Source organism: Pedobacter nutrimenti, assembly GCF_032678445.1.
In the GTDB taxonomy this organism is placed as follows: Bacteria; Bacteroidota; Bacteroidia; order Sphingobacteriales; family Sphingobacteriaceae; genus Pedobacter; species Pedobacter nutrimenti_A.
The window spans coordinates 186,005-210,837 of the sequence record NZ_JAVTSQ010000008.1; the positions used below are offsets into that span (position 1 = coordinate 186,005).

Below are 24,833 nucleotides of genomic sequence, written 5' to 3' on the forward strand. Positions count from 1 at the left end.
TTTTATTGTTAAGTTTATAATTGATAGTTTATTTATGATGTGTTAATCAATCTGATATTTGTTTTTTTTTGAGCATGCGTAGCTTACTCAAAAGCCCATCTCTATCGGCATAAGTACCCTGAAGATGTCTTTTTCCTTGTTTGCTGTCAAAGCTTGTACGACCGTGGAGGATGCGTTCGTTATCGGCGATAAAAAGTTGCCCGGGCATCATTTTGAATTTTACCTGGAAAGTTGGATCATCAAGCATCCGGGCAAACGTTTGGTATGCCTTATAAAACAGGGGAATAAGTTGGTTTTCTATTTCAAAAGGCTGAATTGCCCTGTTATTAAATCTTAAGGAGTGTACTTCCTTTTGCGAATCAAGACCAATAATAGTAGCTTTTCGTTCTATCCAGTGCTCTTTGTCGCGAAAGCGAAAATTTACCAATACAGTACTCAATAATTCAAAAAGGTAGGGGTATTTTATCCTGAATGCTGCTGCCACCTTAAAGCCATCCACCACAATAGTGTCGCCCCCCTGCACCTGGTTATGTAAACAATGCAATAATTGCAGTGTAGGTACCGGGTCACGATACGGGTTCTCTGTACGCGGGCTTAATGCCAATGAAGTATAGGTGAGATTATTAGGATGAAGCGAGGTTTTATCGTTATAAATACGGCCATAATTTGTTTCGCGCACATAACCAAACAAACAGGCAACCTCGGCCACGGCACCGTTTTGAACAGGCACATTATTTAAAACCGCAAACCCATACCGGCGTATATATTCCAGCCAAACCGTCAATGAAATATCATCTTCAATAATTTGCTGGTATTCGGCTTGCGGGACGCCGATGCCGAGGGTATTATCCCATAATTCAATGGGGTCAAAAAGCCGGTTCTTCATTTCCCGTTTTTCAATTTCCTGTTTTGAAAGACAATGATTCCGTAACCATCTGGCTGGGAATTCGCTTTGATGTCCATCCTGTTCCCACAAAATGTTTATTGTATCGTTCTGTACAAGTTCAATATGTGCTGGTCTGATATCAGCATCAAGATGAGCAGTCTCCGTTATTTTTTGACCGTTTTCATGAATGTTCTTTGCTGAAGGACAGTTATCTCTTAAATAGATGTAATAGAAGATACTGGCATGCCCGTCTTTCCACTGGATGGTAAGCGCATTTTTAACTTCCGAATAACTAACAATACTATACTTGTCCATAACCAACTGATCAACAATATCTACCGAGGTAAAACTGGGCAAACAGTATTATCGAAAATTTAATACTACGTTAAGTATTAGGCCGTTTTGTTAATAAAAAGTAATGTAATCCAGGCGACAAAGGGAAATCAGAACCCGGATAATAGCAGAAAAAGCGACCAAAAAAGATGATTATTTAATTATTTGATAACGTTAAATTCATTTGTTGGTTTGCGGAAGGGGAAGTTATCTGGTTCTACTAGATGGTTTTAATAGAAAAAGGGACCAAATCTTTCGACTGGCCCCTTTTCATTAAATTAACGCTCTCGATGTAAACGTATAAAATTTTTCTGATATTCTGTTAATCAATTTTTTGACAAGTTGTTTTTTCTAGTTGGGTAAGGATTTTCTTTACGAAGAAAAGTGATACTTCAGCAAAATCTGCTGCTTGCTGATCTGTAAAGGCTAATTTTGCGATTAATTTCTTTACTAGTATTTCCACAAAACATTTCGAAAATATATTTATTCAGGAGTGCCAAAGAAAATAAAGCGTTGAATACCTTAAGATCATTACCTTTAATATCTTCTCTTTGGAAAAATTATGCTGACATTTCACTTTTCAAATACAACCAAATCACATCTGTGGCATCCCGGTGTGATTATAGATACAAACAACACACCTGTATGGCTGGACTTACTTAGTCCAACCGATGAGGAACGCAGCCAGGCCGAGCTGATTCTTGGTGGCAAATTGCCGGTGCGAGAACAAATTAGTGCCATTGAATTATCCAGCCGGCTCAAATCTGCCAATGATACCTTGCGGTTGAATATTCCCGCATTTGTACCTGCAGAATCTAGTCAAGGTGCCTTAACACCCCTTGGCTTCGTGCTTACACCCACCGTACTGGTGTCTGTGCGTTACGGTGAATCCCTGGCCTTTAAGCACCTGGCTGAGAGCATTGACAGCGACTTGTCAAATAATAGTAGTGTAGATATTTTCATTGAGCTGATCGAAGCAATTGTTAACGTGGCGGCAGACAGCATGGAGGCCGTTGGAGGTGAACTGTCCACACTCTCCAGCACGATTTTTTCCAACAGGAACCATCAGGGCGCCCTGCTCAAGAAAGCGTTATTTAAGGTTGGCCTGATGCAGCGGCAGATCGTGCAACTGCGCTCGGCGACACTGGGTGTATCCCGGGTGATCACCTATCTATGCGAAATCGCCCCGCCCTGGCTGGGCAGTGAACGTCATATCCACTTGAAAACTGTGCAGGCGGACATAGGTTCGCTTAATGAGTTTGACCAACAGCTCAGCGACCGTTTGCAGTTTCTGCTTGATGCGGTACTGGGTTTTATCAATAACGATCAAAACGACGTGATGAAGGTTCTCACCATTGTATCGGTTGTGACCATTCCACCGATGGTTCTGGCCGGTATCTGGGGCATGAATTTCAAGTCTATACCTGAATATGACTGGCCGCATGGGTATATGATGGCATTGATCGTAATGGCAATCAGCGTGATTGCCCCGCTACTGATATTCAAATGGAAAAAGTGGTTTTAGCAGCTAGCACATTGGCTCCAGGAAATAGTTAATTTATGTCGTTGCATTCAACAACATATTTTCTTGGGTGCTGACCGGGGTAGGTGGTGAAAGGGATTTTTGCGATATCGAAGTCGATCACAAAGCAGCGGACTTCCATTCTTTCGCTACCGATGCTTTATCTTTATGTGATTTCTAAATTAGTGATTTATGTGGAAATCTGCAGGCATATGTAAACCTGGTGATTTATGGGGGAAAATATGTTTTCTTGGGTGAAGACCGGATTGAAGATCTGATAATCAAAAAAGGATTTAAACCTGCCTGGAAACGAGGAACCTATTTTGGTGATTTAAGAATTGGGATTCAAAGGGAGAGGAAAAGAGATTCATTACCTACTTCGTTTGTTCATTTTGCGTTTTTCGTAGTCCGTCAGTAGTGTGTTCATTACTGCTATCCTTTCCTCATTCACGGGAGTTGTCTGGCATAAATAATCTACCATACTATTGATGTCATAGAACTGATTATCATTAGTAATTTTACCGCTATCTATAATCTTATCAATCCGTATATCGTAAGCATTTAGGATATTAATGTCAGATTTGGTTCTTACCTTCAAGTAATCATTAAATTCAGAATCCCTAGCTTCAACGAACCGTTCAGTTAGATCACGAAACCACTGTTTTAATCTGGTAAGCCTACCCTTGACATAGTTTTCCTCTACTTGTACCTTTAGATTAATATAATATTGTCGAGAGTCAAAATCCGAGGTTACAATGTGAAAAGAGGGGTTCTCTAAACAATAGTCTAAGGTTGCTATCAATAGCGCTTTATACTTATCAAGCTCAATAGCCTTCGCTTCCTTCGATAAAACTTCTTTCTTCATGGTAACACAATATGCACTTTTTATTGAATAATCTATTATTAAAGGAAGTTGCACTTTTTCGGAAAATCATCTGCTTATTGGAAATGTAAAAAGAGTTAGTGATCTTTAATATTTTACTATGGGGAAAAAACTATGTTTCGATTGTAAGAAGTCATTTAATATGTCATCAGAAGATTTGAATCTTTCAAATTTTAAATGCCCTGAATGTGGTAATCAGGCAATTGAGGTGACACATAGATTTCGACCACCAAAAGTGGACGACAACAGGAAATGGGAGGTCGTTAAATTTCTTATAAAAAATGGATTTCCGTATCAACATATATCAATTTATGAATCTGACCGGCATGGGATACAAAGATTTGTTAGGTATGCTCGATATCCGGAAAATATGATTGATGCAATCGAATTTGTAGAACAGTATAAAGTACAAGCTCTAAAAAAGTAAAGATAGGGCAGGAAAAACGTAATTTAGGTTCCTAAAGTCGAAATCAAGGGTCGTACTTAAAGCAAGTTAATTATGATTAGATACTGGATTAAATTTAACTTTGAGAATTACGCTTCAATACCGTATGGAACAAGAATCGGATGTGGGGTAACGGCAATCAATTATCAGGATGCATTAAATATAATCAACGACAAGTTGTTTCGAAACAACCCGATGGCTCCAATTGAGCACTTAGTAGAAAATATTGATATATCAACCTTAGATGCCGATCATGTTTTGCCGAATATGGGATTACCTAACAGACGTGGGATTTGGTTTCCATTAGGTTATAATTAGCTTGAGCAGTTAATACAGATTATTTATAAAAAAATCGCTCCTTAGGTTGGAGATCTGTGCTTGCTGCTGCAATTGCTTTGTCATTTAGTTTATGGAATAAGATCTTGGTTTCTGAAAGCGGCTCAACGGGGGAAATCTTAAAATAGAAAAAGGGACCAAATCTTTCGACTGGCCCCTTTCATTAAATTAACGCTCTCAAGGTAAACGTATAAAATTTTTCTGATATTCTGTTAATCAATTTTTTGATCGATTGCTTTTTTCTAATTGGGTACGGATTTTCTTTACGAAGGAAAGAGGGGCTTCCGCAACTTTAGCAGCTTGCGCATCTGAAAGTCCTAATTGGAGAATTAGGTTTTTTACGACCTTTTCTTGCTCCTCTAGCTTAGTTTTCCTTGTGCCAATCTCAATTCCCTCTTCAATATTGAGCATTTTCTCTGTTTCTATAATTCCCATAGTGATTTTTTCTCCTGTTAGGGTTCTTACTTGTTGTTCAAATTTAGTATTTAATTCTTCATCTTCAATGTGTATCATGTTCTTTAAGAAAAGAATAAATCTGGTGATGCCTTGTTGTGTATAGTTTCCATTGGCTGTTAGTTTTTCTATTATTTTTATTCTGGTGTTATGTAATTCAAGTGGTGTAAGTTTTTTCCTGAGAACTTCTTTCTGTGCGACCAGGACAACGAGTGCGAAAGGATTGTCGAATTGAAGGAGTTGTTCTTCTGTGTGCTGGAAAATCTGGTAGTATTTGTATTTGAAAGAAAGCTCTGTTCCCAGCATATTATATTGGTATTTGTCTGGACGTTTCTGGCCGGGTACGCCTGTAAATATGGTGTGGGATACAATAGGGTGGTCGTAGCGATCTGTTAGTCTGTACCAGTATTTGAATACACGGGATGGAAATGTAAGGTTGGTTTTAGTCTGGATTTCTAAATGTAGCATGAAGAGTTCCTGTTTTCCGGTACGGAGGTATATTTTGGCCAGCATGTCTGCGTTTCTGGTTCCGCCTTTTTTATTCCGGTCTGGAGAGATTTCCAGCAGCTCTTTGTCCATGAAGCTGATGGGCTTTTCCAGATCAAAGATCTGATCTGCGTCTTTGTACAGGAAGCGCAGCATGTCGCAGAAATAATCTTCGAATGCACTTTTGAAAAAGATGTCGTTCTTTTTCTGGATTGGTTTTTTATCTTTTTTCTGCGCTGGCCTGTTGGTCCGTTTTTCTGCTGCTCTCATTTATGCTAATGTAGATGTGATATTTCTAAATAAAAAACAATCACAAAATATTTCGAAAATATATTTATTTAGGAGAATTATAGGCGTGGGTTTAGTTCAGGCTAGGAAGGTGGGGGGTGAAAATATGTTTTCTGATCACGCTGAATCTTACAGATTCTGAGGCTTGATCATTAAAACCTATTTTTCTTGGGCGCAGACTGGAGGGGGTGGAGACCGGTGAGGGTGGTGATTGGGTAAGGAGCAGAGTTGGGGTGTTGTTTGGGTGCTGGATTTTGGTTCAAAAATCGATGTTGTTTTTCAATTTATTTAATTGATTTTCAAATGTTTAAAGTGAATAAATTTGTTTTGGAAACGTGGTTTTTATGGTTGGAACTGTATACTTTAGTGGCAACTAATTTTTTATAAAACGACTTTTTTGTGTACTTGTTTATGGTGTTACGTATTGGCATTGTATGGGGAGTAACTGGAAGGTTTGAGCGACAGCATGCAGAAGAAAACTAATCTTGCAAAACCAGTAAAACCGATAGAGCTATCTAGTAGCAGGTATATTAATGTAAAGACGGATTTTTCATTTAAGTATATTTTTGGGAGTGAGTCCAGAAAGAAGTTATTGATTGATTTTTTGAATGCTGTTTTTAAGGGCAGAAAGGTGATCCGTGATTTGACTTTTAATAACCCGAGTCATAAAGGGATGCGTAAGGAGAACAGGAAAACTGTTTTTGATGTGTATTGTACAGATAATAAGGGAGGTAAATTTATTGTGGAGATCCAACAGGTGAGCCAGCGTTTTTTTAAGGATCGTATTCTCTACTATTCAGCGAACCTGATCAGGGAACAGGGAAAATCTGTGGCGCCGGACTGGAATTACCGTTTACCGGAGGTGTATGTTGTGGCTTTGATGGATTTTAGTTTTGATCATACGCATCGGGATCAGTATTTGCATGATGTTCGTTTGATGGATGTCATGACTCATACGGTGTTCTATGATAAGCTCCGGTATATTTTTGTGGAGTTGCCTAAGTTTAAAAAATCGGTGGATGAATTGAAAACTAATGAGGATGGATGGTTGTACTCTTTAAGGAATATGGAAATATTAGATGAAATTCCTGTACCTTTGCGTAAGAAAAAGGTTTTTAGAGAGTTATACCAATTGGCAGAGGTCATTAATTTAAGCCCGGAAGATATGAATGCGTACCAAGAGAGTTTAAAGATTAAGCGTGATAACTACAGTGCTCTGGAGTCTGCGGAGTTGAGGGGGGAGCAGCGTGGGCAGAAGCAGGGTATTGAAATAGGTGTGGAACTGGGACGTGCTAAAGCGGAGCAAGAGAAAAGGGAAATGGCAATTGAAATGCTTGCTGGTGGAGAACCTTTAGAAAAGATTGCGAGATATTCTAAACTTTCTATAACTGAAATCCAAGCATTAGTATAGGATTAAGATCAATTTTAATATTTAGATAAGCCGGAGAAGAAATTCTTGCGGCTTTTTTTGTGAAAAATAGGTTTTCTGATGTCGCTGAATCTTGCAGATTCTGAGGTTCCATCATGAAATCCTATTTTTCTTGGGCGCAGACTGGAGGGGATGGTGACTGGGGAGGGGGGCAGAGTTGGGTGTTATTTTGATGCTGGATTTTGGTTCAAAAATTGATGTTGTTTTTCAATTTATTTAACTGATTTTCAAATGTTTAAAACGAATAAATTTGTTTTGGAATTGGGGGTTTTATGATTGAAACTGCATACTTTAGCGGCACCTAATTTTTTATAAAACGACTTTTTAGTTGCTTGTTTATGGTGCTAAATGTTAGCATCGTATGCGGAGTAAATGGAAGGTTTAAGCAAAAGCCCAGAAGATATGAATGCCTACCAGGAAAGTTTAAAGATTAAGCGTGATAACTACAGTGCTCTTGAGTCTGCGGAGTTGAGGGGGGAACAACGTGGTATTGAAATCGGTGCTGAGCAGGAAAAAAGGGAAATGGCTCGTGAAATGCTTGCTGGTGGAGAACCTTTGGAAAAGATTGCGAGATATTCTAAACTTTCTATAACTGAAATCCAAGCATTAGTATAAGGACAAAATGTTTCCAGGGATAGGTGATTTAAAAGAAAAGGCCAGCCATTTGAATTGATGACTATGGCCAGGCCTTTTCTAAATTCTACTAACCAAAACTATACTTCACTACCAATACCAGTTCTTCCAGATTTTTTAACTGCAAAGGCGCAACTGAAAGATTAAATGTAGTATCCAGATCAATTGCGTTGCTGGTTTCCTTACAAAGTTTCCATTCATCCACTCTTGCTAAATTTATTGTGGTGGCATCTATCTTGATTGCGTAATTTGCTGGATTGCCATTCACTTTAGCTACAAACATCACTTCTTCGATAGTAGGGTTCAGCATTTGAGCCATATAAGGTAGTCTTCCTTTATCAATCATTAAGTCTACCAGTGCATTGGTTTTAAGTAAATTCCACTGATTAGGGAGATCATGTTTCATATTGATGGCTACATGTAAGCCCTCCTCAGTAAGTTGCTGTCTGATCACGTCCAACCGATCTTTCAAAGAAGTGTTGGCCAACCCTTTTAACGAAGAGCCACCTTCGCGAGCGGTGTACTTAATATGTACAATTACATCAGCAATCGTATTGTAGTCAAATTGCTTGATTTCAGAAGCAGGAAGCTCTAATCTCCAGCTGCTGATCGCACCTGTTCCTTCAAAAGGCAAATAGCGCTCATCTTTAAAGTTCAACTCGAAAACTCCGCTGTCATTCTGTGCATTGCTGGCCGCAATAGACTGTATCGCACCCACATTGTACACAAAACGTTCGTCATTTCCTGGGTCTTCGGTATATCCTGTAGTGGCGATATTGTCTGGATTGGTCAACTTACGATATCGGTTATTCACTAAGGAAAGTTTAGCACTTACGGAAGTATAAGGGCCAGCAATACAAGGCAAACTAATACTCACTGATTTGATGCGTCTAAAATACTGACCCGCATAATCCAGATCAAACAAAGCTTCAGGGATGTCAAAATCACAGCTGCCCGTAGCTCTTAAGCGAAGAATGGCCAATGGATCGAGTTGCATTAAAGATACATGTTTAGTGATTTCGTACTCCCGTTTGTTCTTGTCTATATAACTGGTCTCCATGCGTTTTAGATCATAGATCAGCTTATCTGCAGTTTGCAGGCCTTTTTTCATGCTGTCCCAATAACCATAAGCAATAAAAGTGTCGTCGCTGCCCAATTCGAAACGATAACAACGTTCTGCTTTTTTGGCGATGTCAAAAGCCATCTGGTAAGATTTGAAATACACGGAGCTGATCTGTCCAATCATCCAGTCGTACAGTTCCTTGTTGGTGTATTTGGACCGCATAAAATCATCTGTTTTTTTCGCATTGTCAATCTGAAGGTCCTGATTTTTCAAATCTGCAGTGGCAATGTCCTTGCGGATCTGCGCGGCTGTAATTTGCTGATCAATCGAAGCAGATTCCTTAATGGCCAAACGTTCCTGTAGTTTCCAATCCGAATAGCGACGGTCATAACCGCCCATAATAGACGCTTTATTGGCTTCAAAAGTCGCAATGGTGCTAAATATACCTAAGCCTTTGGCAATCGCATCGGTACTGTGTGCGAGTGCACTTCCTCCAAATTTTGCTGCCCCATGAGGCGATCCTCCAAATCCGGAAACCCCTAAAGCAAAATCAGGAATCAAGGCCAGGCCGCTGCCTAAAGTGGCCACAATATTTGCTGCAGTTTGCCAGCCCACAGCCTGATCCAGTTTATCCAGGTTCAGTTGCTCGTTGGAAATGATCTTTTCAATCGCACCATAATACTGGACTCTTTCCTGTGTTACCAGTTGGGTTCTTTTCAAAACCTCTATCTGCGCAGCAGCCTCGTTAATCTGAAGCACTTTCAGGTCACGCACGGCATTCAGTACTTTCAATTCCAGTTCACTGCGGAGCAAGGACATGGCTTCTGCATCTTTTTTCTCTAAGCTTTGCAGCAATGCATTGCCCAGTCCACGAATTTCCTGGGCCAGCTCTGTGGCTTTTCCAGCCAGAACATTGAAGCGGTAATATGGCGTTGGGGCATTCATTCCAGCGATTACCGAAGAAATATCCAGACCTGCAGCTGCTGCACGAACCAGCATTCCCGGATCAATTGGCGGAGCAAATAAGGCCAGACTGCGTTCTACACCATCAATATTTTGGCTGTTCCTGATTTTAAACAAACGGTCTGCAATGGTGTCCCAATAGGTTAGCATCTGGTCGTTTTGAGGGATACAGAAATAAAGCATTGCAAGTGTAACCGGTGGTGGAGGCAATTCTTTTCCTTTTTCCGGCAAAACAGTCAAATCCGGAACCATATTTTCCATGTTGATTAATGCATTGCCAAAAGAATCCAGTTTACGCTCCAATTGGTTATAGGTTTCATAAGGCGCAGGAACTGTAGGCGGGATAATTCTAGGTTTTGGGCCCAGGATTTTATCCGCAAGGATATACATCTGTGTCGCTTGCCCAATGGCCTCCCAGGTATCTTGCCTGAACAAATTATCTCCCCATTCACACAGGTTGTCCAGGTATTTCATCAGCAAGGCTTTCTGATAAGCTACTGGTCTGAATTTAGCAATCACGTGCGGTTTAAATGGATTTTCGGCCCATTGTTCTATCGCATATTCCAGTTGCGTTCTTTCTGCGGAAGTTGGGCCTGCAACACTATAGAGAATGGTATCTATGCGTTGGGCGATATAATCGGCATCCTGATTTAAATAGAAAGGTTTGGTGACCCAGTATTTTTGAGGGGCATCACCAGATAAGGCACCTGTTGGATTAAACATATAATTGAACCAGGTCAATGCATCTTCGAAGCTCTGGTTTTGAGTGAGGCGGGTAGCCAAAAGGAAAGGCACATGGAAAAAAAGTTCCCAGTTGTAAATGCTGTAACTGCCATCACTACTGAAATCCAGGTCCTCAATAGGGTAACTCAGCGTTTTGTTGCCGTTGTTTTTGATGATCTGACCCAATGGAACGACATCCGGATTGGGCAGGTAATTGGCTTTGAAATCGAAGGCGGTTTTCATCAGCTGGGTTTCCCTTTTCATCAGTTCAGGTACGCCGTTTTTGTAAAGGACCGTACGCAAAGCACAAACTAAGGGGTGGTACATGTTTTTGAATTCTTCGCCGTATTCCAAACCATCTGCATCTCTCAACTGCTTTAATACTTTGTCAATTTCAGGGTTGCCGCTTGCGCCAATGAAAGCATCATATAACTTATCAAAACCTTCATAAGCACTCAATTCGGTCAGGATGTTCTGGAAATCTGGATCGGTGATCACGGTATGCGCAAAAGCAGTCAAGTCAGTTGGGAAGTTTTCAGTAATAATAGCTGCATATTTATTGATGAAGTTACCAATGTCTTTCAGCAGTTTAAATATATCTGAAGCCGTGCGTTCATCTCTGTCGGAGAAAATAACTCTGCCTTTAAAACGGGTTTTATCTTTTTGATAGTAACCAGGGATGATCACATAGGCATGGGCGCTGTCTTCCATGAAATAAGGCAGCATGGTGCCCAGGGCGAGTTTAATCTTCCTGCCTCTGTTGGACACATAGGCATAGTGTTCGTTACCGCCAGAATCACCGTCCAGGATCATGGCGAGGTATTCAAACAGCACCACCAGCAAATCGATATTGGTGAACTGGTGCGGATAACTCAGTCTGAAATTGCCTGGGGTTTGGTGCAGGATTTCGTAATATTTGGTGGGCGACATGCCGTTCCTCACACTCAGGTCATCTCCGGGGATTTGGTTCCACTCGTCATAACGCTGTGATTTGAGCAGGGTATCTCTGAAGTCAGGATAGAAATCATTAAAGTCTTTGCTGCCCTGGAAAATGAGTTCCGGATAGCCTTTACAACCGGTCAGGTTAAAAATTCCACTGATCTGCTGAAATTCGTATTCTCCTTCAAAACCACTTCTGAAAAACTGGACCTGCTGCACCTGTTCTGCATAGATCATATTGTAACGGTCTGTAGGCAGATCGTCGGTTACATAGGTGTCTGGCGTCATAATACCATCCTGTGATACCTTTTTAGGTTGCCATTGTTTGTTCGCAAATTCACTGATGGCCAACTGGATTTTTAGTTTTCTGCGGGGTTTGTCAATGCCTTGCTCTGAACTGTCGCCGGTATCGGGCAGGGTAGAGCCCTGGTTCGGGTCATGGACTTCGGTAAACACGGGCCAGGCCAGGCAAAGCCGGTTGTTGCGTACAAAGGCGAGGAGCTGATCACCGGTGATGTCCATGTCTACCTTTTCCCAAGGGGTCCAGGTCCGTTCCTGTTCAAACCTGCGGTAATAGTATTTGGCCGGATCGCCGCCTTTGGTGCGTGCAAAGACGTGCATGGTGGTGATGTCGGTCTGGTACCAGGTGGCCATGACTTCTAAAAAGGCCAGGTTGTCTAACTTTTCTAGGTAATTGATCAAGGCATCCTCGGCGGTAAAGGCTGTCAGTTCGTTTTGCTGCAATTGATCTTCCAGCTCTTCAAACAGGAAGGATTTTTCATCACGCAATTCTGCCTCAATCCAGTTTTCCGGATATAGAAAGATTTTTCGGTTGGCCTCCCAAACCCGGTAGTTTTTCATCCAGGCCCATTGTGTCCAGCTCGCATCATCGTCCAGATCTGCCGCGGCTTTGGGTTCAAGCCCCATCAGGCAGCGTTGTACAAAGAGTTGTATGGTACCATGTGCCTGCACAATGCGGGAAGTGGACATGACCGCTTCCATTTCTACATCAACCAGGAAATAGTCATAGAGGTCATCCGTATCTTTGATATCTGGATTGATGGCCAAAAGGTAAGCCACCAATGCATCCCTTTTTTGAGGACGGATGGCATCCATAATGTCTTTGAGGGTCAGGAGCCAGGTGTCTTCCTCATAACGGGATTTTAAAGCTGCGCGGAGCGTACTGACATCTGCATCGTTTAAAACCGGTTTGATGTATTGAAGGGCCTGTGCAAGTTCAATGCCTAAAGTATCCAGATCTGCCGCTGCTTGCAGCAAGCGATTCCAGGTTTTAAACTTGGTGTAGTTGTTTAGGTTGAATGGGCTAAACATATAATTGTCAATGGCATCCAAATCAATTTGGTCGTAGCCAGTCAATATAGATAGGGCAAGTAAAAACTGATCTCTTGTGGTGGTAGAGCCAGGTAAAAGCAGCGCTGCAAGGCTCAAAAAGGAGATGGATGCAGCTGCATCTGCAGGATCTGGGATCGCTGGATATTGCTGATCTATAGCCAGGAACTGAACAAAGTCTGCATAGAGCTGCTGGTCTATCGCGGTCTGACCTGTGGCATAAGGAATGCTGTCAAAAGTAAACCAGTTTAAAGTACTGTTGTTTTGGAAATAAAAACTTAGGGCTTCGGTGCTTAGTTTAAAGGAGCTTAACAGTGGGAATAACTTTTGAAGCAGTCTGAAACTGGCGTAGTGATTGGGGAAGGCAGCTGCGTTCAGCGCGGGGAGCACTGGAACATTATGGCTTGGATCGGTGTCAATCAAGGTATCTGAAATCAAAATATCCGAGAGGAGACCCAATCCTGGCGCAGGCTGTTTCAATTCTGCATATTGCAAAACCACATTGATGGTATCCGGATCTGCTTTAAAGGCGGTGATCAGGTTTTGCTGCAGGATGCTTTGTTTCCCGCTTAGGAGCTGATAAGCAGACAGGCCGTTTAAAAGGGCCTTTACCAAGTCCTTGTCGGTTCCGGTTCCAGCGTCTAAGGCATCTAATGCTGTATTGATATTGGTGGTGTCAAAAAGAACAGATAATTTGCTGTTGATGAATGTTTTTGCAGTGCTAACATTAATATATACTTTATTAGGGAACTGGAGAATGGTTTTAACATCATCATCGCTTAAAACGCTGAGTTTAGACAGTTCGCCTTGCAGGGTTGCCTGTTGTTCTTCTGCACTCAGATCTGGATTAAACTTGGACTGGTTGGCTTTAAAATTGTCCTGATAGGCTTTTTGTAGCGCCAGCAGGTTGCTCAGAATTTTATCTTCTTTCAATTCCCGGTCGCTCAAATTAGCCGCCTGATGCTGGAGCATAAACTGGATGTCGGCCGGTTTCAATGGGGCTGATTGAAGCAGGGTGCATTGGTTGATGAAATCCAGCATTTTTTGGGGACCAGCGAAAATATTGATGGCGGTCATGTTCATCAGGATCAGAAAATCATCGGTTTTCAGGTGTAGTTTTTTGATCAGGCGGGAGGCAGCCAGGAGGTAACTGAGGTTGGGGAAGCTCAACGTCGCATCGGGTAGCAAAGGATAGAGTTTCTCCAGATCTGCTGTTTTCATTTGCAGGCATACCGATAGGCTGTTGCTGTAGGTGGTTAGCAATTGGCTGCCATTTACTTTTTCCGGCAACAGACCATCATCAATGACACCGTTTTTGGCTTTGTTTAAGAAGATCTGCTGATAAAGCGGCACCAGGTTATTGACCGGGGTGTAAGAAATATGACCAAAGAATCCAATGATCTCCTCCATCTTTAAACCAGTTTGGTCTGCAAGTTTTTTCATTGTAGCAGCGAAGACCAGATCGATGGTGCCGGCTGTGCCCTGACTGATGATACTGTCGAGGGTTTGAAATTTCCAGCCTGTTTTTTTCTGCAGGCGCAGGAAGCGATGGATGCGGTCCAAGACCTTTTCATCCAGGTTCGCAATTTCTTTCCGGGTGGTGTCGCAGGTCAGGTCTTTGTTGTAAACGTATAGGTTGTCACTATTGTCGATATACTGCAAAGTAAGCAGCAGGCTCAGATCGCTAAAACTTAGTCCGGTTTTATCCAGAAAGTGATCCACTCTCTTCATATAATCCACTACATTTCCGCTTACTGCAGGACTGTCCCATTGCGCTGGCGTGTTCCAGATCAGCTGCTGATCCGCAATACCTGGTTTAGGGGTAGTGATGAGTGTATTTTCGCTGTCGGTTAAGCCCAGGATTTCAGCAGCCATGGCTGATGTAAGAGCTGCTGTTGTCAAATTGAAATCGTTCATTAGACTGGCCCTGGACAGATCAAAACGGTTGAAATAGGCGGTTGCTTCTACCTGATTAAGGTCAAAAGGCAAACCAAAAGCATAGGTGTTGTTTTTTAACTGATCATAAGCTTTCTGATTCACATAAGCCGGTGCAGCTGCCAGTTCATCTTCAGGAGCCAGGGTTTGGCGCAGCAGGTAGACTTTATATTTGTCGGTGCCTGTGGTTTCTATTTTGCAAACGGCTTTGCTGTCCCGCAGGTAATGTGGTAAAGCGGTACTTGAGCTGCCAGAGGAAACTTCAGTATGGAAGATTTGTGCTTTATCAGTTACAGGCAGCCCTTTGGCTACGAGTTTAGCCAGTAGTGCGGCGGAAATAGTACCTGTATATTGGTCGGGCCCGTCAGAAAGTTTGCCATGATAATTGATGCCCTGATCGGGTGCAATGGCCTCTTCCAGGAGTTCACAAACCAGGTCAATATAGGGCAGAGAAATATTTGCATTGGCACAGCTCAGGTCTATTTCACCCAGATCCGGCCGGCGTGCAAATAAAACGTCTTTGGCGATATTGGAAGTAACATGGGTATTGATGTCGGTCACGCTGCGTTGGTGCAGGAACTGAAGAATCTCCACCAGATAGGCCGCCGGACTGTATACGGACCTGCATTCTTCACAGGCGCAGGTATCGGTCACTTTAAACAAAGATTTAAGGTTTGGAAAGTCTTTGCTCACCGCTTCTAGTTTAAGAGAGAGGTTTTTGTTTTTCAACGAGGCAATATCGGCTGCCCGGAGGGTATCCTGCAATTCGCCAATCTTCATCATGGCAGCGGTATTGGTACTTTCCGCTTTACGAAACATTTCCTTGGATTCTGCAGGTTCTATGCCAGCCGCTGGTGCAGCAGTTTTTAGAAAGCGGCTTTTGCCCATAGCGACGATCTGGTGCGAAGAATGGATGTTTTGTTTCAATAACGCATTGGTCTTGCTGTAGCTAGGGGTGAGTTTAAAGATGCGTTGTACCGATTTCAATTCATTGCTGTAAGGCTGATTTTCCTGGATTGCATCTTTGGCGAGGTTAAAATCTTCGTTTTTATGGAGGAAGTCGAGGATTTGGCTCTGTGTTTTAAATACAGTGCTTTTTTCTCTTTTCAATTGAGCGGCATAGGCTGTTGTAGGGTAGGCCTTTTCCATTTTACGCACCATAGTGGAAGCATAAAGGTTTAAGGCCTTTTTTTGTTCTGCCGTTGGTGCTTTATTTCCACTGGCTTTGCTGAGTTCTGTTACCCACTCTGTTTTATTCAAGCTGGCCAGTTTTCGGATGTCTTCGGGTTTGCTGATTTTCCTTGATTTCATCAGATGAGGAATGATTTCGTTTCCAAAACCAAATAACTGACCCATGGCAATACTGGTTTTTACATCTGCAGCCTTCGCATTGCCGGAGAAAAAGGCCGGATTGGTGACTTTGTCAAAGAAGGCATTGAGGTCGTTCCTGTTTTCCTTAAACAGTTTTTTGACTTCCTGTACTTTGCCATCCAGCAGGAAACGGCCAACCGTACTGAGGATCTTTTCTGTGTGTTGCTCTGTCCTGTATTTTTCTGCTCTTTTTTTAAAACCTTGGAGCAGTTCCAGGTTTCTTTTGAGGCGTTTTTCCAGGGAGGGATTGACGATCTGGTCTTTTATGGCTGTTTTTACGGCCTGACTGAGGGTATCCGTGTCTTTCAATGCTGTTTCCAGTAATAAAGGTTCTGCGGGGCTTTGCAAACCAATGGAAAGCCGGATCGGCAGGTTCTGTGAAGCATCACTGAGCAATAAGGTGTTTTCGCGCAGTAAAGCATAAAAGAAATCCGGGTCTATTTTGGAAATGGCCTGGATTCTGTGTGCCAGGATCAGGTGTTCGATCTTTTCCGGTTTGATCCCGATTTCTTTAGAGAGGAAACTGACATCCTGGTATTCTGTACTTTCCTGAAGGTCGGTAATGGCGAGGTTTGCAGCCAGGTAGGTAACTTCTTTCAGGAGTTCATCAAATTCGATCAGGCGGTACTGAATAGGTTCCTGTAGCGCAATATCGATCACTTCGCTTGGGGAGGCATTGAAGCGAACTTTGTTTAGTGGGGAGGCATAGACAAGGACCCTTTTCTTAGGGGTGTAGACTTTCAATGCCAGGTCTGCCGTACGCAGATTGGGGCCGCTGAGTTGACTTTGCTGCCAGCTGGTCTTGTACTGACCGTTTTTATTGGTGCTGGTTTCTGCTAAAAGCACACCTGAACGCAGGTTCTGATCGTAGATTTCAACCACCAGGTTTTCTATAGGTTTGCCGGTGAAGTCTGTTATTCTGCCTAAAACGAAATTAGGTTTTTGATGTTGATTGGTGTTCATGACTTTATATTTTAAATAGGTTTATGGTGTTGGTGCTGGTGGTAATGCTGGTGGCGGTGGCGCAGGTGTATATACCCGCTGTCCGAACAGGCCTTTGAAAGCCCCGTCAAGGCCCCAGCCTCTTGGCCAGGTTACACTTTCCGGTGGTACAAGGAAGGCTTCTCCGCTGGCAAATGGTGCCCGGATATTGGTTGGATTGGGATCCCATTTGAAAGAGAAGAAATAGTTGAGCCAACTTGGAGATCCCGGCATTACCCAGTCGCCTGGCCTTAGTCCTGGTCGTCCCCATCTGGAGATCGGTGTAAAATCGGACAATGGCGTGGTGGTGGTTTGGGTGACCGACGCAGGTACCCGGTGTATCGGGCCGGTCGTTTCCACCGTGCTCACTGCGGCATCTATTTCTGCTTCAGAAAGTGCGGCAAAAGGATTGGATGGCGGTGGTTCTGCAGGCAGGCCAGGTCTTCCGCCAGCGGAACCCAGAGCTCCCATACCTGCAGAAACGACCATCGTAAACACGACGTTTTTAGCGCTTTCTGCGTGGGTATCTCCAAATGTGGCATAGTGGAAGCATTCTATAATGCCTACGGTATAGTTGAGTATGGAGGTGCCGTAGTCACCCCGGTCCCAGGCCCGCACGGCAACGGTTGCCCGTACTGTGGCATAGCTCAGGGAAGTGCTCCGGATGAAGGGATCGGTATGATTGAGTTCGACATTATCGATTAATGCACCTACGGAAGTATCTGAATAATTATCTGCTTCTGCGGCCTGCCATAAATTGTTGGTGATGTCTGCTGCAGTTGGTTCTGCAGGAGGAGGAGGTGGCGGCGGTGGCGGGGGCGGTGGTGGTGGCGCAGCATGGGAAACCGGAGGGCCTACAGGTCTTCTTCTGACACTTACCCTTGGCGGTGTAGCCGGAGAAGGTGGTTCTATCTCAGGGGAAGATTGAATTGGACAGGCATCTGCATGGCAGGTAGCGGTTTCTTCGTCCCAAACGCCGCAGGTCTCTCCGTCTTTTCCAGTCGGATCCAGTTGCATGATGGGGTTGTTTTTGACGTAAGCATAGCAGTTTATACCACCCTGGATGCCAATTGGGTCACAACTGAGCCATCTGCCCAGCCAGGGCAGGTAATACCTTGAGCCATGATAGCCGAAGCCGGTTTCTTCATCACGTTCCATGCCCGTGTAGCGGTAACGTTTGGCCGCTGCTTTGATTGCGCTGCTGTTGGCCTGAAATGCGGTGGTGCCAAAAGGATGGTATTCTTCATAGCTGATCACTTCGGCGGTATCACTGAGCTCTAAAGCTGCAGAACCAAGATGGTTGTGGAGCTGATAGCGGGTCAGTTGTTTTTCGGTGCCGTCGTTGATGTCGTTGCGGGTGTCAATCAGTACGAAACGGTGTTGTTGATCCATGATGCTCAGGCTTACCCTTTCCAGGCCTGCGTTGGTGCCGCTGTATTTCTTGTAGCGTTCGTAACTGCCGATATAGATCCGTTCTTCTTTTATAGAAGGTATGGCTCCGGTGCTGGCGCTGTTTTCGGTGATCTTGCGGAGGCGCTGGCCTTGTGCATCATATTGATACCAGGTGGTTTCTGCGGTTCCGTTTGCAGGGTTTACTTTCTGCTGGATGGTACTGGTGAGTTCTTCTTTGAAGTTCCAGCTTAGAGCATCCAGGTTGGGCATGTCCAGGATAAATCCGTGTTTTGGATGTGTGGTATAGCTGTAAGTCGTACTGCCTATTTTGGTGTTTTTTAGTCTGTTATTGGTTTTTTCGTATTCGTAGTTTCTGGTCCAGTTGTTTCCAGTGGCAAGTTGTGTCATTTGCTGGATATTGCCTACCTGGTCATATTGATAGTTCTGGGTATAAGCCCGTATGGCCATCGGATCACTTGGATTGAGTTGCTGGATAAAATCTTTGTCATTCCAGTTGTCCTTGGTGTCGTAACTTAAGGCAGCCTTGTTTTCGCGTCCGGTGGCCTGAATAAGGCGGTAGAGGGCATCGTAGCTATATTGTGATACACCATCTGTTTTCTCGTTGCCAAAAAAGGTTTTGGGAATGTTTTTGTCTTCGATATGGGTTACATTTCCTGTGGGATCGAAGGTATAATACCAATCCTGCAATGGATCATTGTTGAGCCTTTTAGACTCCAGCCGGTTGAGGCGGAAGGTTTGGGTGTCGTAATAAAAACGGGTGATGACATCATTGCCGTAAATGATCTTATTACGCTGACCTTTTTCATTATAGTCAATGTCTTTGATGTAGGGTACAGCTGCAGCAGATCCCTGTTTGATCTTTTGGCTTTGAAGCTGACCGGAACGGTTATAGCCAGGGCTAGAGATGCTGCCATCTGGTGCAGTTTGCCGGGTAATCCTGCCTAAAGCATCAGTTTCTATTGTATAGGTAAATTCTTTAATTTCCAGATCGTTGAGAAGATTAGCGTCGGTCCAGTTCGCTACCGTTTTATAGGATTTGAATAGCTGTCTGGTGGTTTCTATCGCCTGGCCTTTGAAATCGTATTTTGGAGTCAGTACAACACCGCCGGTATCGTAATGTTTAACCATTTTACCCCTTAGGTTTTTGCTTTCCGGGCTGGGTTCTGTTTCGCCATAAAAAATTCTTTCAAAGATATGGTTGAGCGGTTGTGCAGCATCTCCACCCAGGATCTGGCTGTAGAGTGGTCTTTGTAAGGTATCGTAGAAATAACAGAATTCGTGGTTGCGTTCGTCCCAGGTACGTAAAGGGCTGCCCAGGCAATTGGAAAGGAGCCAGCGTTGTCCGGCATCCATGCTGTTCTGGTACACTTTATGGCCTAGCATATCGTATTTATACTGCATCACCAGGTTGCCTTTGTTGCTGTTTTCAGGCAGTTCTCTGGCATCGGTAATGCTACGTAGGTTGCCTTCAACGTCTAATTTGACCTTGGTGTTATAGAATTCATCGGCGTTGGTTTGAGGATTCCGGTTGTGTTCTATGGAAAGTACCGGCCTTCCAAGCGTGTCGAAATGGAGGATATTGGGGGTGTTGGCATGTAAAGCGGCCTGATCGGCAGCTTCTTTTTCTTTGATAGGGTCTTTGCCCTGGGCGGTCAGCAGGCCATCGATCAGGTGGTTGGTTCGGTTGGTATACCAGGGTGAATCAAGGATGGTATCGCAGGTATCATAAATGCTTTGTTTCCAGGAGGAGAATTCTACCCTGGAAAAGGTTTCATCGGGCATGGTGGTTTTGACCAGTCGTCCGAGCGGATCATAGTGCATGAGTGGACTGACACCTGTTTCTACCACTTCTTTTGCGTCTTCATACTGCCAGGTGACCGAAAAATAAGGCTCGTATTGTTTAACCGGATTGGCTTTGTTGTTGAGGACGGTGCGGCCGTTTCCAATCCAGCGCAGTTGTGGCGGTACGGAAGCGCTGGTGTCTATTTCGGTAACTGTATAGCTTAGATCTGGGTTGAGGGTCGCTTTTTTAGCTATGCCTGGTTCGGCTTGCACCTTCTTCATCACGCTATTGCCTATTCCACTGCTGTATTCCAGGCTGATCTGTAAAGGGGAGTCTGGGTTGTTTTTGAAATGTTGTTCTCTTAAAATAGCGGCAATGACAGTCGGTTTTCCGGTGTTTTTGTAGGTCTCGAAATCGTAGATAAAGCAGGAAGTGGCATGATGGAGGAGCATTTTAGCCGTGCTGACCAGTTGCTGTCCATCTGTGGCGTTGAAGAACTGGTTGATCAGGGTGTTTTCTGCAGGACTGCTGAATTCGGTTAAACCGCTGAGCTCATCGGCTTCTGTGCCTTTTCCGTAGATGGCGGTTGCTTTGACCAGGCAGAGTTCGTCAGTGATTACTTCAGATAGGTTTTGATTGGTATCGCGCAGACGTTGTGGTGTTAAACTTCGGAAATTGAAGGCTTCAACGGTGGTGGTATTGCCCAGGGCATCTTTCGTTTGTTCTACGAGCAGGTTGTAATTGCCATAATAACTTACTGTAGTGGTGGCGCCATAAGGATCTGTATAGGAAACGGGCCTGTAAAACCGATTTTCGGCATTGCTTTGGGTTTCTGCGCCGTTGAGGTATTGTGTGGTTCCCGACTGGATCCACCAGTTGTTGTCGCCTTCACTGTGGGTAAATTTCCCTTCAGTTAACAAGGCATCGGTTGCTTTAGTGCCAAAGATGTCGGTCAGCAGGTCTGGCGTAAAGGCAAGCTGGTAGCTTTCGTAGCCTATGGCCAGGGATTCGAGCTGGTGCAGTGGAAGTGGACCACTGAGGTCATTTTTGTAATAGGTGCTGCGTACGTGTTCAATACATCGTTTTTGAGGGCTGGCCGGGCTGTTGTCTATTTGGGTGTAAGGAATTTCGGTAGCGAGGCTGAGGATGTTATCGAAGTCTTTTAAGGTGTAGTAAGGGGTGGTTTTGTTTATTCCTTTCAGCTCGAAAGTCTGACTTTCTGTTTGTAAAGCTAAACGGTAGTTGTTGGTTTCGTTGATGCTGTTGCTGAGTTGGTTAAACGTATAAAGGATATGCGTTTTGTTCTGCTCTTCCTGGGTTTCCACAGGTAAGCTCGCATCGCTAATTTTCCGCGGATAAACTACACTTGCTGATTCGAGGATATTGCCATATTCGTCCAGTTTGATGTTGAGGTTGTGGCTGATCCTTGGATCGTCGGTTGACCGTTCATAGGCATAGGAGATGGATTCGCTTTCTTTGGAAATGAAAATGGCGTATTTGTTTTGTCCCTTGGGCTGCAGCATTTCAAGAACTACGTTGTGGGTAGTTACTGAATATGGACTGAGCTGTTGCTGGATCTGATCATTATTGGGCTTGTTTAGTGGTGCATCTAATGCAAAGACTTCTGTACGCAGCCCCATGCTTTTACAGGTTCTTAGGGCCTGGCACCATTCTTCTCCGCTCAGATGATCAAGGAAACCAGGGTCTATGCCTGGCCCAGGCAAAATAGGAGCATCGGGCAACAGGCTTTCGTGATTGGTGACCGTAAAACCTTGTCTGGCCATTTCTTCGTACCAGTATTCGCTGGCAAACTGGTTCAGGATGTTGTCTTTTTGAAGGAAAGCGCCGGTATGGAACCAGTTTTTGGTATAGACGGGTGGTTGGTTATAATCCAGTTCTTCGAGTTGTTCAGTATCGGTTGTTTCGACCATGCCGAAGCCCCGGAATTCCTGTTCGGGGTGGTCGTAATAGCCATGGTGATATTTGTAACTACTGGTGAATCTGTAGCCGGTAATTTTATCGAGGGTTTCTGTTTTAGAAACGCAATGTACCGGGAAATGGAGTTTGGTGATCCAGGGCCGGCCATAGAGCTTGTCTTCGATATAAAACTGGGTAGAGGGCGTGTATTCCAGGTTCACTTCTTTGCCCAGGTTGTTTTTATAGCTGATGAGCAGGTGTGGTTTTTTGCTGTTCATCAGGTCGATGTAACGCAAAGGCGTATTGCTGTACTGGGGGAGGTTGCTGGACCAGACGATGCAGGAAAGGCCGTTGCCGAGTAAATCGGTTACGGTGATATTGGCCTGGTTGTGGATTTCCGGAAAGGCGTTTGTTTCAAAAGGAACGCTGTTGAAGCTGTTGCCGCTGAGGTTCATCCAGCAACTGAACTTGTTTTGGCCAAGGTAGATGAGGTCTGTGGTTCCGGAGCCGTCCAGGTCGGCCAGTTTGATGTAAATCGGGTTAAAGGCGTCCGGGAAGTCGAGGAATGGGGCGTTGTCCATGGTCACTTTGGCTCCGAACTGGCCGTAGCCCAGGTTGGGCCAGTAGCAGACTTCTCCATTCCTTATCCTTACGATGTCGGTCATTCCATCGCCAGACATATCGGCCAGGAAGATGGTTTGAAGCGGATCATAGAACAGAATGGCAGGACCCGCTTCTTCGTCTGTAGCTCTGATGGTTCTCTTTGAGGCGTCGTAACCGTCTTTGCCCAGGGATTCATACCAGGTGAACACATTGTCTTCGGTGATCAGCAGGTCTGGTTTTCCGTCGCCGTTCAAATCGATCATGCGCATGTTGAGGTCATCCAGATTGATGTTGAGGCTGTTGAGGAAGTTTTGGAAGGGCTGCCACTGGTCCTGATCGTCGAGTTCGAAATAACCAGAAGGCTGACTGCCCATGCTGACGATTTGTTTGTGGCCATCTGCGTCCAGATCCGCGATTTGAAGGGCTTTACCTAGACCGGTAAAAGAGGGTTTTGGGCTGATGAGCGTGGCGTTTTCGAACTGGCCCTTGCCCAGGCTGTGTTTATAGTACCATCCCGTGGCTTGTTCGGTGAGCATACCGGAGAGGCCTTCGTTAAAGAGGTCTGTAAACTGGTAATTCTGGTCCAGACCCGCTGGGGCATGGGTCAGTGCTTCTGTGGTAATGTCTTGAACTTCTGTACTCCAGTCGTGTTGCTGGTAGTCAAACTCGGTAGAAGGGAGGCTTTTGCTGCTGTAACTGCCGTCTGCTTTTTTGATGTATCCCCGGGCAGTTGTGCTTTTCAGATAGGTGAAATCCCGTTGGCTACTGGTGTCGTATTGCAGGTCCATGGATTTGACCAGGGCAGATCCGCCAGGGAGTTCGTCGAAGTAATGGAACAGCAGGACTCTTTTGCAAAGCCTGGTGGTTCGCAATTCAAATCCGGGTTTGTAGGTTGAAAAGCTATCGGTCCGGTAGTCCCAGTTGTTTGTTTTTTGGTAGTTGGCGTCGTATTCTCCGTAGTCGAAAATGGTCTGGAACAGATAGTCTGTTTCTGGAGGATAGTTGTCGTTGAGTTTTTTAAAGGGTGTTTTATTGCCGTAGAGCACCTTTGTGAGATACATATTGGTATAGGTGATCTGGCCGTTTTTAAAACGGTTTTTATTGGGCAGCTGGTTTTTGTCGAAGCCGCTGGCGTCTTCTGGTTTATATTGGTAGTGGCAGCAGTTGCCTTTGTCGTCAAAACTGAACTCTGGTAGCCACTGGTAGATTTTACTGGGGTTTTGGGGGTCTTTAATGATACTGTCGCTGCTCCAGCCATAAAGAACAGTGGTGTTGTTTTTGTTCATGACCTTCCATTTGAAGATGCCTGAGGCTTTTTCCATCCAGCGTTCTATTCTCGCAAATAGACCTTCAATCCTGGGGCGATAAAAGCGGATTCGGTAGAGACCGTCCGGAGAGTCTTGTTCTCTATATATGTAATTGTTATTGATGTCTTTAGAGAAGCTTTGGTCGGCTTCCCGCTGGAATTCGGGCACCAGATCTTCTGCATCAGAAAGCAGAAAAGTGTCCGAATCCTGTGGATCAAGGTATTGCGGTAAGCCTTTGTCTGTTTTTCTTTTGATCGAAGATAGGCTGATGTCCCATCCCAGGCCAAAAATTCCATTCCCTGCTCCGGAGCTATAGGCTAGTGTTAAACTTGGGGCCATTCCACGAGAGGCACTGACAGGAAGTTCTATGCCAAAAGATGAGGTGCCATTCACCGCATTGACGGTGAATTTTTCGTCAATGCCTTTTAGAGCTCCTCCGCCTTTAGGGAGATTGATAGAAGGGATTTCGATGGCGTTAGACTTGGTTTTGCCGCCTTCGGTGTTTAGAAACTGATCGGCGGAGTTTTTTTTTGATTCGCTGTCCATAGGTTTCAGATTAATACTGAGTAATTTAGCTAATCAAATTTGGTGTTTTTATGCTTGTGTTTGGCAGGGTGTATGTACGTATTTTACGCAGGTATTAATACTTGAATTTACCGTTGTGGGCTATAGAAATTTCTTCAAAATATCTTCAATTGCCTTTGGTGTAGTCGTATTGTAGATGCGCAGTATCACCCCGTAGATATATTGTAGTCGGTTAATATTTGGAAACAGATCTGTCTTAATTTGAA

8 protein-coding genes are annotated in these 24,833 nt (G+C 44.1%); 3 read left to right on the forward strand and 5 right to left on the reverse strand.

Annotated features, from left to right (window positions below; genetic code table 11):
• Positions 1-46: 46 nt before the first annotated feature.
• On the reverse strand, positions 47-1,201 hold the full coding sequence (locus tag R2S08_RS15880; RefSeq protein WP_316836073.1) for a TauD/TfdA family dioxygenase: 1,155 nt from the start codon (positions 1,199-1,201) through the stop codon (positions 47-49).
• Between the two features lie 580 nt (positions 1,202-1,781).
• Here R2S08_RS15880 and R2S08_RS15885 point away from each other — a divergent pair.
• The gene (locus R2S08_RS15885; RefSeq protein ID WP_316836074.1) at positions 1,782-2,744 is read left to right on the forward strand and encodes a CorA family divalent cation transporter; all 963 of its coding nucleotides are present in this window, start codon (positions 1,782-1,784) and stop codon (positions 2,742-2,744) included.
• Positions 2,745-3,111: 367 nt separating this feature from the next.
• Here R2S08_RS15885 and R2S08_RS15890 read toward each other — a convergent pair whose 3' ends face one another.
• Together R2S08_RS15890 and R2S08_RS15895 are read right to left on the reverse strand one after the other, a co-directional pair.
• Positions 3,112-3,606 carry a hypothetical protein gene (locus R2S08_RS15890; protein WP_316836075.1) on the reverse strand — a complete coding sequence of 165 codons (495 nt, stop codon included), beginning with the start codon at positions 3,604-3,606 and terminating at the stop codon, positions 3,112-3,114.
• Positions 3,607-4,621: 1,015 nt separating this feature from the next.
• The gene (locus tag R2S08_RS15895; protein WP_316836076.1) at positions 4,622-5,614 is read right to left on the reverse strand and encodes a hypothetical protein; all 993 of its coding nucleotides are present in this window, start codon (positions 5,612-5,614) and stop codon (positions 4,622-4,624) included.
• 484 nt (positions 5,615-6,098) lie between these two features.
• On the opposite strand from R2S08_RS15895, the gene R2S08_RS15900 reads away from it, so the two are divergent.
• Entirely contained in the window at positions 6,099-7,043 is a 945-nt protein-coding gene (locus R2S08_RS15900) for an Rpn family recombination-promoting nuclease/putative transposase (protein WP_316836077.1), read from the forward strand.
• A gap of 390 nt (positions 7,044-7,433) precedes the next feature.
• The gene (locus tag R2S08_RS15905; protein WP_316836078.1) at positions 7,434-7,676 is read left to right on the forward strand and encodes a hypothetical protein; all 243 of its coding nucleotides are present in this window, start codon (positions 7,434-7,436) and stop codon (positions 7,674-7,676) included.
• A gap of 88 nt (positions 7,677-7,764) precedes the next feature.
• Here the strand turns inward: R2S08_RS15905 and R2S08_RS15910 are convergent, their stop codons facing one another.
• The gene (locus R2S08_RS15910) at positions 7,765-17,001 is read right to left on the reverse strand and encodes a neuraminidase-like domain-containing protein (protein ID WP_316836079.1); all 9,237 of its coding nucleotides are present in this window, start codon (positions 16,999-17,001) and stop codon (positions 7,765-7,767) included.
• 21 nt (positions 17,002-17,022) lie between these two features.
• Positions 17,023-24,588, reverse strand: a complete 7,566-nt coding sequence (locus tag R2S08_RS15915; RefSeq protein WP_316836080.1) for a SpvB/TcaC N-terminal domain-containing protein — start codon at positions 24,586-24,588, stop codon at positions 17,023-17,025.
• Positions 24,589-24,833: the final 245 nt, after the last annotated feature.